Origin of the sequence: Rossellomorea sp. LJF3, assembly GCF_037046045.1 — a bacterium.
Classification (GTDB): Bacteria; Bacillota; Bacilli; order Bacillales; family Bacillaceae_B; genus Rossellomorea.
Window position 1 is genome coordinate 205,365 of the sequence record NZ_JBANLY010000001.1, and the last position, 13,084, is coordinate 218,448.

At 43.1% G+C, this 13,084-nt stretch carries 13 protein-coding genes; 12 read left to right on the top strand and 1 reads right to left on the bottom strand.

What is annotated here, in order from left to right:
* The first annotated feature begins 35 nt into the window (after positions 1–35).
* The 5 genes from V8G47_RS01060 (at position 36) to V8G47_RS01080 (ending at position 5,552) form a co-directional block, all read left to right on the top strand.
* On the top strand, positions 36–866 hold the full coding sequence (locus V8G47_RS01060; protein ID WP_336198463.1) for an MIP/aquaporin family protein: 831 nt from the start codon (positions 36–38) through the stop codon (positions 864–866).
* Between the two features lie 18 nt (positions 867–884).
* Positions 885–2,375, top strand: coding sequence for a glycerol kinase GlpK (gene glpK, locus V8G47_RS01065; RefSeq protein WP_336198464.1), 1,491 nt, complete (start codon positions 885–887; stop codon positions 2,373–2,375).
* A gap of 172 nt (positions 2,376–2,547) precedes the next feature.
* Positions 2,548–4,212, top strand: a complete 1,665-nt coding sequence (locus V8G47_RS01070; RefSeq protein ID WP_336198465.1) for a glycerol-3-phosphate dehydrogenase/oxidase — start codon at positions 2,548–2,550, stop codon at positions 4,210–4,212.
* A gap of 454 nt (positions 4,213–4,666) precedes the next feature.
* Complete coding sequence (locus tag V8G47_RS01075; protein ID WP_336198466.1) at positions 4,667–5,080, top strand: NUDIX hydrolase; 414 nt, start codon at positions 4,667–4,669, stop codon at positions 5,078–5,080.
* 28 nt (positions 5,081–5,108) lie between these two features.
* Positions 5,109–5,552, top strand: a complete 444-nt coding sequence (locus V8G47_RS01080; protein ID WP_336198467.1) for a DUF4064 domain-containing protein — start codon at positions 5,109–5,111, stop codon at positions 5,550–5,552.
* 228 nt (positions 5,553–5,780) lie between these two features.
* On the opposite strand, the gene V8G47_RS20810 is transcribed toward V8G47_RS01080, so the two are convergent.
* Entirely contained in the window at positions 5,781–5,888 is a 108-nt protein-coding gene (locus V8G47_RS20810) for a putative holin-like toxin (RefSeq protein WP_430341197.1), read from the bottom strand.
* Positions 5,889–6,130: 242 nt separating this feature from the next.
* Here V8G47_RS20810 and V8G47_RS01090 point away from each other — a divergent pair, with 242 nt between their 5' ends.
* The 7 genes from V8G47_RS01090 to map all read left to right on the top strand — a co-directional run bounded on the left by V8G47_RS01090 (position 6,131) and on the right by map (position 13,042).
* Complete coding sequence (locus V8G47_RS01090) at positions 6,131–7,228, top strand: M24 family metallopeptidase (protein ID WP_336198468.1); 1,098 nt, start codon at positions 6,131–6,133, stop codon at positions 7,226–7,228.
* A 147-nt stretch (positions 7,229–7,375) separates the two neighbouring features.
* Positions 7,376–7,819: a DUF6376 family protein gene (locus V8G47_RS01095; protein ID WP_336198469.1), complete on the top strand. Its 444-nt coding sequence runs from the start codon at positions 7,376–7,378 to the stop codon at positions 7,817–7,819.
* 183 nt (positions 7,820–8,002) lie between these two features.
* Positions 8,003–10,165: a DNA topoisomerase III gene (locus V8G47_RS01100; protein ID WP_336198470.1), complete on the top strand. Its 2,163-nt coding sequence runs from the start codon at positions 8,003–8,005 to the stop codon at positions 10,163–10,165.
* 169 nt (positions 10,166–10,334) lie between these two features.
* The gene (locus V8G47_RS01105; protein WP_336198715.1) at positions 10,335–10,973 is read left to right on the top strand and encodes a type 1 glutamine amidotransferase domain-containing protein; all 639 of its coding nucleotides are present in this window, start codon (positions 10,335–10,337) and stop codon (positions 10,971–10,973) included.
* Between the two features lie 111 nt (positions 10,974–11,084).
* Positions 11,085–11,465, top strand: a complete 381-nt coding sequence (locus tag V8G47_RS01110; protein WP_336198471.1) for a CidA/LrgA family protein — start codon at positions 11,085–11,087, stop codon at positions 11,463–11,465.
* A complete protein-coding gene (locus tag V8G47_RS01115; RefSeq protein ID WP_336198472.1) occupies positions 11,449–12,135 on the top strand; it encodes an LrgB family protein in 687 nt (228 codons plus the stop codon). The genes V8G47_RS01110 and V8G47_RS01115 overlap by 17 nt, the downstream gene beginning before the upstream one ends.
* A 163-nt stretch (positions 12,136–12,298) precedes the next feature.
* Positions 12,299–13,042, top strand: a complete 744-nt coding sequence (map, locus tag V8G47_RS01120; protein WP_336198473.1) for a type I methionyl aminopeptidase — start codon at positions 12,299–12,301, stop codon at positions 13,040–13,042.
* The last annotated feature ends 42 nt before the right edge of the window (positions 13,043–13,084 follow it).

Consider the following 13,084-nt stretch of genomic DNA (forward strand, 5'->3'; position numbering starts at 1 on the left):
TCAGAGCAAAATCTAATTGAAATGAGGGATGATGCATGAATGCATTTATAGGAGAAGTGGTAGGTACAGCATTGCTCATTATTTTCGGTGCTGGGGTTTGCGCCAATGTAAACCTGAAGAAATCATTTGCGTATAACGCCGGTTGGATCGTTATTACATTCGGTTGGGGATTGGGTGTTGCCATGAGTGTATACGCCGTAGGGCAGTTTAGTGGTGCACATTTAAATCCTGCTGTCACATTGGGACTGGCGTTCAATGGTGACTTCCCATGGAGCGATGTACCCGAGTATATCCTTGCACAAATGATCGGGGCCATCATCGGGGCAACCATCACATACTTACATTTTTTACCCCATTGGCACGCAACAAAGGATCCAGGCGTGAAATTAGGAGTTTTTGCTACAGGTCCAGCCATTCCACATTATTTTTCAAATTTATTGAGTGAAATCATTGGAACTTTTGTATTAGTAGTAGGATTATTATCCATAGGGGCGAATACCTTTACAGACGGATTAAATCCATTCATCGTCGGATTCCTTATCATCGCGATCGGAATTTCTCTTGGCGGTACAACAGGATATGCAATTAACCCGGCTCGTGATCTTGGACCGCGTATCGCTCACTTCATCCTTCCGATCCCCGGCAAGGGACCATCCAACTGGGGATATTCATGGGTACCTGTAGTAGGGCCGGTGTTAGGCGGATCTTTTGGAGGAGTCTTTTATAAAGCGGTTTTCATCGGACAAGTCACAACAAGCTTCTGGGTGGTTCTTGTGATCACTCTGGCCGTCCTTGGACTTGCATATGCAAGTGACAGAAAGACCAGTTTAGCTAAAAAAGTACATCAATTATCTACTGAAAATTAATCTTTGGAGGGGTTATCAATGGAAAAGTTTATTTTATCTTTGGATCAGGGAACCACAAGCTCAAGAGCCATCCTTTTTAATAAAAAAGGGGAAATCGTTCATACTGCTCAAAAGGAGTTTACTCAGCATTTCCCTAAACCGGGCTGGGTAGAACATAGCGCGAATGAAATTTGGGGATCTGTCCTTGCCGTCATTGCAAGCGTTTTATCGGAATCCAGTGTGAAACCAACTCAGATCGAAGGAATCGGGATCACAAATCAACGTGAAACAACAGTCGTATGGGACAAAGAGACCGGTGACCCGGTATATAATGCAATTGTGTGGCAGTCACGACAAACCGCTGGGATCTGTGAGGAATTAAAATCACAGGGACTAAACGATACCTTCCGTGATAAAACCGGATTGCTCATTGATGCCTATTTCTCCGGCACGAAGGTGAAATGGATCCTGGACAATGTCGAAGGTGTAAAGCAAAAGGCGGAAGAAGGAAAGCTTCTGTTCGGAACGATCGACACGTGGCTGATTTGGAAAATGTCAGGTGGGACGGCTCACGTAACAGACTACTCCAACGCCTCACGTACACTTATGTATAATATCCATGACTTGAAATGGGATGAAGAGCTCCTTGATATTCTCGGTGTACCGGCAAGTATGCTTCCAGAGGTCCGTCCCTCATCAGAAGTGTATGGGAAAACGGTTCCGTATCATTTCTTTGGTAGAGAAATCCCGATTGCGGGTGCTGCAGGGGATCAGCAGGCAGCATTATTCGGACAGGCCTGTTATGAGAAAGGCATGGCGAAGAATACGTACGGGACAGGTTGCTTTATGCTGATGAATACAGGTGAGAAAGCAGTGAAGTCTGATAATGGTTTATTGACGACACTCGCCTGGGGAATCGATGGAAAGGTTGAATATGCTCTTGAAGGTAGTATTTTCGTTGCCGGTTCAGCCATTCAGTGGCTTCGCGATGGACTACGGATGCTGAAAGATGCAAAGGATAGCCAGGAATATGCAGAGAAAGTGGACTCAACTGATGGCGTATATGTGGTCCCTGCATTCGTTGGCTTGGGCACTCCTTATTGGGATAGCGACGTCCGCGGTGCTGTATTTGGATTGACACGCGGCACATCGAAGGAACATTTTGTAAGAGCCACTCTTGAATCACTTGCTTACCAGACAAAAGATGTATTGACTGCCATGGAAGCCGATTCTGGAATTTCCCTTAAGAAACTGAGAGTCGATGGAGGAGCAGTTAAGAATGATTTCTTGATGCAATTCCAAAGTGACTTGCTATCCGTACCGGTCGAGCGTCCAGTGGTCAATGAAACCACCGCATTAGGTGCTGCCTACCTTGCAGGACTTGCCGTCGGTTTCTGGAAAGATCGCGAAGAAATCTCTAAACAGTGGAATAAAGATAAACAATTCGAACCCGAAATGGCCGCGGAGACACAGGAAGAACTATATGACGGCTGGAAAAAAGCTGTAAATGCAGCTATGGCTTTTAAATAATAGAAACTTATGATATAATGAACCCAAGTTAATAAAACGGTTAGAGACCAAGAGAGACCAAACTTGCATTATGGCACATTTTCGCCATGATGTTAGTTTCGGTCTCTTTTTTTATGGTTAAACAGTAGAGTAAGTGAGAAATTATTTCTTTAATTCTTAGGAGGAACCAACAATGACATTTTCAAGTACTGCACGAGAAGAAGTAAAACATACACTGTCATCCAATCAATTCGACCTGATTGTAATCGGGGGAGGTATTACAGGTGCAGGGATTGCCCTTGATGCATCCAAACGTGGAATGAAAGTCGCCCTTGTGGAAATGCAGGATTTTGCCGCTGGTACATCCAGCCGTTCCACAAAATTGGTTCACGGGGGACTTCGATACTTAAAACAATTTGAAGTCAAAATGGTGGCCGAAGTGGGAAAAGAACGAGAAATCGTATATGAAAACGGGCCACATGTCACTACTCCTGAATGGATGCTGTTACCCCTTCATAAAGGAGGAACATTCGGTAAATTCAGCACGTCGATCGGCTTGAAGGTCTATGACTATCTCGCAGGTGTCAAAAGAAGTGAAAGACGATCCATGCTGTCGGTATCAGAAACGTTAACGAAAGAGCCCCTCGTCAAAAAGGATGGTTTGAAAGGCGGAGGTTATTATGTTGAATATCGTACCGACGATGCCCGTTTAACCATTGAAGTCATGAAGGAAGCAGTTGCTCATGGGGCAACGGTTCTAAACTATATGAAATCCCAAAGATTTCTGTATGACAACAAGAAAGTTATCGGAATAGAAGCAGAAGACCTGGTATCAGGGGAAACGATTGACATTCGCGGATCGAAAATCGTCAACGCTGCAGGTCCTTGGGTCGATGATGTCCGTGGCAAGGATTACAGTACGAATAATAAACAACTCCGCCTGACCAAGGGAGTCCACCTTGTCATTGATCAAAGCAAATTCCCTCTCCAACAGGCCGTCTATTTTGATACACCGGATGGACGTATGGTATTTGCGATTCCTCGTGATGGGAAAGCGTATGTAGGGACAACGGATACATTCTTTGACTCTGAAAAAGCATCCCCTCATATGACATCAGAAGACAGAGAGTATATCTTGAATGCGATTCACTTCATGTTTCCCGATGTGTCAGTGGGGAAAGAGGATGTGGAATCCAGCTGGGCAGGCGTGCGCCCATTGATATTTGAAAAAGGGAAAGATCCTTCTGAAATTTCTCGTAAAGACGAAGTGTGGGAAGCGGAAAGCGGACTGATCACCATTGCGGGCGGTAAGCTGACAGGGTACCGGAAGATGGGGGAACATGTCGTAGACCTTGTATCTAAACGTCTGAAAGAAGAACATAAACAGAAGTTCCCTGCATCTTCTACAAAGCACATGCCGATTTCCGGTGGTCATGTTGGAGGATCAAAGAATTTCCAATCATTCATTGACCAAAAGGCAGGAGAAGCCGTTCAATACGGATTATCAGAGGCCGAGGGCAGAAAGCTCGCTGGAATGTACGGTTCCAATGTGGATCAGCTATTTAAGCTTGCTCATGCATACAGTGGATCTACGGATGAAAGGTCCGTCCCTCCTTACTTGTACGCCCAGCTGATTTATGCGATTCAGGAAGAGATGGCTGCGACACCGGTGGATTTCTTCATTCGACGGACAGGCGCTTTGTTCTTTGACCGTGAGTGGGTAGAGAAGTGGAAGGAACCAGTCATTGAGATGATGGCCAAATTGTTGAATTGGACTACTGATCAAAAAGACAAATACACTGGTGATTTAAATGAGGAATTAAAAAATGCAGTGGTACCGGTAGATTTGCAGTCATAAGGCTGTAAACGGCAGAATGTATTTTCTGCCGTTTTTTTCTGTTATTAATGCACTTCATCAAATAATGCATGATGAATTATGCTTACAATTATATAAATATATGAAATGAAGCTGAAACCGCCTAAACCGTGCATTTCATTTATTGAGAGAACTTTATATCCCTTCAGAGGGAAGTTGAGGGAGCGAGGTCGTTACGATAAAGTAAGAGTAGAAATTGACACGACTCCTCGTTAAAAGGTTGGCTTCAATGGGATGAAGCCAGCCCTTTTTTTGGTTTCTTACTGAGAAAATATTCCTGTAAATGAGTTAGTAATTGCTAGATTAAAAAAGGGTGGCATCTCTGATTGAAACGGAAGAGGCTGAAGTCTGAAAATAAAGAATTTCATTCTAAAGAAGGAGAATTTTGTCAAAAGAGCGAATATGCTTTAGTGAGATTCAATTTGAAGTGAGGTGAATGAATGAATGGAAAGGGGCATCTGCCCTTTGTATGAATGAAGGGCGTTTATTAATGGTATTACAGGGAAAAGAAAAGGAAGAGAAACGATGGTCGGTCCCTTCAGGTCGTCTTGAAGAAGGGGAAACCCTTAGGGATTGTTGTAAACGAGAAGTATGGGAAGAGACCGGCTATAGGGTGAATTCAGGAAAACATCTTTACACTAAATGGGGGTGTGAAGGCGATATTTCCACAACTATTCACTATTACGAAGTCCACCTTCTTGGAGGGAAAGCGACACTTCAAGATCCCGATCAATTAATACATAGAATTGAATGGATCTCACTTCAAGAGTTAAAAAATCTGCCCCTAGGCTTTCCAGAGGATCAATCCATCCTGGAGGCCTATATGAGCAAGAAACACAATATACTATAGAGAATTCAACTAATAAGGAGAGATTAGAATGGTAAAGCGTACTGGTGAAGTCATCATGGGAGTGATCGGAATTGTCTTATCCGCATTATTTTCCATCATTGGAATCGTACTTAACATGGGCATGAACAGCCCGGAAGTGATGTCCCAAATCGAAGAGGGAATGGAAAGTGACCCGAATCTACAGGAATCAGGTATGACAACAGGGGATATGAGTGCCATCATGGAAACAGCTGAATCAATGGGTTCTTATCTGGTGATCTTAGGCATAATTGCATCAATCCTTGGTATCATTGCTGTTATGACCATTGTCAAAAATAAAAAGCCGGTACTATCCGGAATCATGTTTATCATTGCTGCTCTAGTGATCGGACTTGGAACAATCGGATTCGGGTTCATTCCTGGACTTTTATTCTTAATCGCCGGCATTATGGCCTTTGTCCGTAAGCCCAAAAGAACAGAAACCGTTTATTAATGTGTATAGCTTGGAGAATATTCTCTGAGCTTTCTTTTTTTGCTCGTCCACATCTTGCTTTCCGATTGAAAATATACTATCTTAAATAAAGAGTATAACGAAAAACAAGAGACACTGGCGGCAACCAATGTCTCTTGCTACACAGCAAACTGCAAGGAAAGCAGTGGCCCAATAGAGAAAGGAACATGACTCTACCCTTCAAAGTTTAGGCACTTCATGAGGGTGGGGTTATTTCTTTTTGTCATTTGAAATAACTATGGCAATGATGGAGACAATTAAAGAGCCAAAGGTAATCATCAGCGTTAACGCCTCATACGTTGTCACTATAAGCACCACCTCCTTCTATAAGGAAGTGGCCACTCCCACCCTACATTCACTGTATACTCCAGATTATATCACAAATGCCCTCCACCCTTTATAGGCAGGAGGTAGGAAAAGCCTGCCTTGTCAAAAAACAAACACCAGGAGAAAACCCTTCAACACTACAATTATTTCAAACTTCCACCGAAATATGTTAGCATAGATATGCTCACATTAATCGATTACATAACATCATGATACTCGAGGAGGAATACACTATGAAACACCGCATAGAAATGTTGAAAAGTTGGATGAAAGAAGAGAAAATTGATGCAGCCTTTATCAATTCAACTGAAAACGTATTTTACTTAACGAATTTCCACACAGATCCACATGAGCGATTAATGGGACTATTCGTATTTCCGGATGCCGAACCTTTTGTAGTTGTTCCAAGAATGGAAGCGAGACAGGTGAAGGATGCCGGTTGGGGCAACGAAGTGATTGGCTACTCAGACCACGAAAATCCCTGGGACTTCATTATGGAAGCCGTTCAGGCAAGAAAAATCACCGGCAAAAAAGTGGCCTTTGAGAATGAGGTCGTCACCTATGGACGCAGTCAGGCGTTTTTAAACCTCTTCGACTCACCACATGTGGTGAACGTTGAAGACAAATTAAATGAAATGCGTGTAGTCAAGGATGAGGGCGAGATCGCGATCATGCGCCGAGCAGCGGAAATGGCTGACTATGGGGTAGAAGTAGGGGTCAGCGCGCTTCAAGAAGGCATTACCGAAATGGAAGTCCTTGCAAAGATTGAATATGAATTAAAGAAAAAGGGAATCCGTGAAATGTCATTCTCGACAATGGTTCTCTTCGGTGAGAAGGCTGGAGATCCCCATGGTAATCCGGGAGACCGTAAACTGAAAGCAGGAGATTTCGTCCTGTTTGATCTGGGGGTTGTCCTTGAAGGCTATACTTCTGATATCACCCGTACATTTGCATATAAGTCGGTAACAGAGAAACAAAAGGAAATCTACAACACTGTTCTAAAAGCGGAGCTCGCTTCCTTAGAAGCGAGCAAGCCGGGTAATCGCATAGGAGACCTGGATCAAATCGCACGTGACATCATCACAGATGCAGGATACGGTGATTACTTCCCACATCGAATCGGGCATGGATTAGGTATCAACGTCCATGAATTCCCTTCCATGAGTCATTTAAATGATGGCATATTAAAAGAAGGCATGACATACACAATAGAGCCTGGTATTTACGTGCCGGAACTCGGTGGTGTGAGGATTGAAGATGACGTCCTCATTACGAAGGACGGATATACCACGCTAACCAATTATCCAAAAGAACTTCGCATCATTGAATAAACAAAGAAGGCTGACGTATAAGCGTCGGCCTTCTTTTTTAGCTTGACCCCGAACCTTCATATAGATCGACCTTTCAACAAAAAAAGAAACTTTTATCGATAAGGTTCGTATATACAGGGGAAGGAACATATAGGGAGGACGGAGTACATGAAAAAATTACTGATACTCATATCATTCAGTTTCTTTACACTGACTGGCTGTGGCATATTGGAAGAAGCAAATAACAGTTTAACCTATGTAGACGAAATGACAGACTACCTGAACGAAGCAGAACAATTTGCCAATGACCTTCCCGGTTTAATGGAAAATGCTGCTTTAGATTCATCCGCTATTCCGGAACTTGAGAAGAGACTTGTTGATATGAAAAATGAAATCAAGGAAATCAATGATTTAAACCCGCCCAAATTAGCTGACGATATCCACCAAAAAGTGGAGGGGTATAATCAACAAGCGTTGGAAGGGATTGATCAGGCTTTAGTAGAAATTGATAAAGGTGAAGTTCAAATATCGGAGCTCAAGAATCTTGAAATCGTGAATACATTCAATCAACTACAAGACATTAAAGGAAACTTAGAAAATCTTGGTCAATAATGGACGGGTGTTACGGACAAAGTCTGTAACACCTTTTTACATACTGAATGAACATGTAGAACCCCCAAATGAACAACCAGCTTCTGATTCAACAAATACACGTCCGATTTCTTATTTTAGTAGAACAGCAGTTCTTAAAAAATGGTATAATGATAAAATCAATAAAATTAAAAGGAGCATGTTATGAAAGTCGTAATAGCTGAAAAACCCGATCAGGGAGCGACCCTTGCCAAGCCTTTTTCCCATAGGAAACGTCAAGGGTATATCGAAATTCATCCAAATGATGTGTTCCCTAAAGGTGCTTATATTACATGGGCAGTTGGACATCTTTTTCAGCTTCAAGCCCCTGAGAAGTATGAAAGTAAATGGAAGAAATGGTCACTGGACGACCTTCCGATCATTCCTCTAAAGTTTCAGTATGAGTTGCAGAGAGCTAAAGCGAAACAATTCTCCGTCATTAAAGACCTTCTTAAAAAAAACGAAGTCACAGAAATCATTCATGCAGGAGATGCAGGGCGTGAAGGAGAGTTAATCATCCGGAATATCATTTCCATGTCCAAGGTTCAGAAACCGATGAAGAGGCTGTGGATTTCATCCCTGACTGAGAAAGCCATCATTCAAGGATTCGAGAGTCTAAGAGAAGAAACAGAAATGAGAAGTTTATATTTCGAAGCCTATTCCAGAGCATGTGCCGATTGGCTTGTCGGTATGAATGCTTCAAGAGTATACAGCATCCTTCTAAAAGAGCAGGGGATGTCCGATGTCTTCTCTGCAGGCAGGGTTCAAACTCCGACTCTAGCCCTCATCGTGAGAAGGGACGAAGAGATCGAGCGATTTAAGAGCGAACCCTTTTGGGAAGTGAAAGCAACCTTTCAAATCGGCGATCACACCTATGAAGGGACATGGCAGAAAGATGGAGAAAGCCGAATTCAATCACGGGAGCTTGCTGACAAGATTGCTTCCTTTTGTCAAAACAAACCTGCAACTGTCAGCAATTTGAACACAGAAAGGAAAGAATTCGCACCACCCTTGCTATTCAATCTTTCAGCCTTGCAGGCAACCATCAATAAAATGTATAAGTTCTCACCTAAGAAAACATTGGATGTGCTGCAGAAACTGTATCAAAAAGGGATCGTTTCTTATCCAAGATCTGATTCCCAATATGTCACGAAAGGTGAAGCTGAAAGCTTTCCTGACATATTGAACAAACTGAAAGAGTTCAGCCCTTACAATCATTGGATCCCGACTCCCCATGCAAGCATAATGAACAATAAACGCTTTGTGAATGAAGCAAAGGTATCGGATCACTACGCGATTATCCCTACTGAGCAAGTAACAGATCCCAACTCCCTATCAGAGGATGAAAGGAAGATCTATGATGTCATCGTTAAACGCTTTATCGCGGCACACCACGATAAAGCGATCATAAATTACACGACCATCTCAACGGTCGTAGATGGAAGAGCTGAGTTTGTTTCGAAAGGAAAGCAAATCTTGCAGGAAGGCTGGCGTAAGGTCCTCATGCAAAACGAAAAAGAAGAGGAGCCTCTTTTGCCACCTGTAGAAGAACAGGATAAAGGCGTCGTAAAGAAGGTCGTGAGCAAGGAAGGAAAAACGCAGCCTCCGAAACGCTACACAGAAGGGCAACTGATCACTTTAATGAAGACTGCAGGTAAATATATGGATAATGATGAGCTTGAAAAAGTATTGAAACAAACAGAGGGCCTTGGGACGGAAGCGACCCGGGCAGGTATCATCACTATGCTCAAAGATCGCAAGTACATTGATATCCAAAAAAATATCGTTTTCCCCACTGATAAAGCGAAGGTATTGATACGTGCCATAGGGGATAATGTGTTAGCTTCTGCAGAAATGACGGCTAAGTGGGAGCAGCGCCTCCAGGAAATAGGAAAAGGACGGGCATCTGCACCTGAATTCATGGAGCAAGTGAAGAAATTAAGTGAACGCCTCGTTCAAAACGCCCTCCAGGAATCCACCACATGGAAGTTTGAGGATCTGGATACTGATTCTATCCAGAGAACGAAGGGGCGAAGTGGAAAACGAGCTCCCAAAACAAGTATCGGCAACTGCTTGAAATGTGGGGGGAACGTGATTGATAAAGGGAAATTCTATGGATGCTCCAATTATCAACGTACGAAGTGCAGCTTTACCATTTCCAAAACCATCTTATCAAAGAGAATCACCCAGAAAATCGTTAAAAAAGTATTAACCGAAGGCAAATCCGATCGAATTGACGGATTTAAAAAAGGCGAAAAAGAATTCTCCGCTTACCTGAGCTGGGATGCCAATCAGAAAAAAATCCAATTCCAATTTGATATCAACTAATTTCAACGTTAAAACGACTCCTTCTTGCAGGGGGCGTTTTCTTATATCAGACCCCCTGCAAAGTGGACAATGCTTCAGAAGAAGTTTATTTTTGTGTGAAATGGATAAAACAATAGAGTGATAAGAAATCAGAGAATACAATGGAGGGTATACATTGAAAAAGATATTAATGGTCTTAACAAACGAAAGCAAGATTGATGACGAACATGAAACTGGTCTGTGGTTATCCGAGTTCGCAGAACCATATGAAGAATTTAAGAACCAAGGTTTTGGAGTGGATGTGGCAAGTTTGAAAGGTGGTCGCATCCCGCTGGATCCGAACAGCCTTGATGACGAACAAGTAGAGAAGTGGAAAGGGGTCACTAAAGAACTGGATCAAACACTGGTCCTTTCCCAATTAAATGTGAATGAATATGCCGGGATCTTCTTACCAGGGGGACACGGGACGATGTTTGACCTGCCTGAAAGCCCTGAACTTCAACAGGCATTAGTCCACTTTGCTGAGAATGATAAAGCGATCGGTTCCGTCTGCCACGGTCCCGCTGGATTTGTGGGAACGAAATTATCCAATGGTAAATGGCTGGTTGAAGGAAAAAGTTTGACTGCCTTCACAAATGAAGAAGAACAGCAAACCGGTCTTGATTCACTGATGCCGTTCTTATTAGAAACAAAATTGAGGGAACAGGGAGCTCAATTCGAAAAATCGGATGCATGGAGCAATCATGTCATCACGGACGGTAAATTTGTGACAGGACAAAATCCACAATCAAGTCAAGCAGCAGCAGAAGCGTTCATTACCGTTTTATAATACTGTACGATTCTAAGAGCATGGACCAGGTCCATGCTCTTTTTTATTACCCTCATACTCCATATCATTGTGATAAAATCAGTAGAAGAATATAGTTGAAGGGAGAAGCATATGCAGGCAATTCGGGTCCTTATACAAATCGCGATTCTTTGTTTATTTTATGAAGCAGGAAGATGGTGTACAGCTTTCTTCCATTTACCGATACCCGGCAGCATTATCGGGATGCTATTATTATTCCTACTATTAGTAACAGGTGTACTGAATGAACGGATTTTGTTGGATGGTTCAGGATTCTTTCTAAGGCACTTCTCCTTCTTTTTCCTGCCCTTATCTGTCAGCGCGATTGTTCTCGGGCCCTATATTATTGAATATGGTTGGAAGCTGATGGTGATTCTGATTGTCAGCGGGGGGATTGGTTTTTTGGCTACTTCCGTTTCAGCAGAAGTATTCATCAAATGGAAGGAGAAAAGAAAATATGACCGGTCTTATTAATTCTCTACTTACAATAGGCATTACTCTCCTTTATTTTTCTTTGGGTGTAAAAGTTCATAAACGCTGGCCGAATCCTTTAACGATTCCGATATTTTTAAGTACGATTGCGATTATTGCCACATTACTTACTTTAGATATATCCTATAAAGAATTTGCCCACGACACTTCATTCATCACGTATTTACTTGGCCCTGCGACAGTATCTCTTGCATATCCCCTTTATCAGCACCGGCAATTGCTTTTGAAAAACTTCCAGCCGATCCTGGTGGGCATCCTGTTTGGAAGCGGCTTGTCCATGCTAGTATCCTATACCTTCAGCATGTGGTTGGGGATTCCGGATGAGTGGAACCGTTCATTGCTGATCAAGACCATTACGACGCCTGTCGCAGTTGAGATTGGAAACGTAATCGGGGCTAAGATCGAGGTCATCCCCACGGTCGTCATCGTTACAGGGATGATAGGGGCCATGATCATCCCGTCCCTCTTGAAGGCGATGGGGATCAAGCACCCTATTGCCAGGGGACTCCCATTCGGAGTCATCTCCCACGGAGTTGGTACGGCACAAGCCATCAAAGAAGGTGAAAAAGAAGGGGCAGTCAGTGGTGCCGCGATGGCGTTGACCGCCACCATCATGTCCTTTGTCATCCCCATACTCTTTCTGTTGATTTAATCATTGACCAAGGGGGAAGCTACTGATGAAAAGCACCTTAATGAAGAACTTAGGGCAGGCGAGGAAGTGATGCATATTAACAAAGACAGGGGCTTTCCCTTTAAAAATGGGTGGGGTTTATGTATAGTAAGGGAAGGAAATTCAAAAAGAGAAGGAAGATATTATGATAGTCAAAACTGATGAAGATTTACAGGCATTAAAAGAAATTGGTCGTATTGTCGCAATGATCCGCGATGAATTGCGCTCTCAAACAAAACCCGGCATAACCACGAAGGAACTTGATGATATCGCAGGAAAAATGTTTGAAGAAAATGGCGCGATTTCAGGTCCTAAAGGTGAATATGACTTCCCGGGGTATACATGTATCAGTGTGAATGAAGAAGTTGCCCACGGGATTCCCGGAGAAAGAGTGATAAACGAAGGGGATCTTGTCAATATAGACGTTTCGGGATCAAAAAATGGATATTATGCCGATACAGGCATTTCATTTGTTGTCGGAATGGGTGATCCCAAGCTTAAAGATTTATGCGACGCTGCGTTAAAATCATTCCAGGCAGGACTTCAAAAGGCAAGAGCCGGTTCTAAACAAAATGGGATTGGAAAAGCCGTGAATAATGAAGCCAGAAAAAATGGGTATACGGTCATCATGAACCTGACCGGTCACGGTGTAGGGCGTTCCCTGCACGAAAAGCCGGATCATATCCTTAATTACTTCGATCCGTGGGATAACGCTCTCTTGAAGGAGGGAATGGTCATCGCCTTTGAACCATTCATCTCCACCAAAGCCCAAAACGTAGTGGAGAAAGGTGACGGTTGGACATACATCACACCGGACAACAGCCTGGTCGCACAAATCGAACACACCATCATCATTACACAAAATGAACCCATTATCATAACTGAATAATGCGAGAGGGACGGACCTCGATTCCTAGGAGCAGCTCCTGGG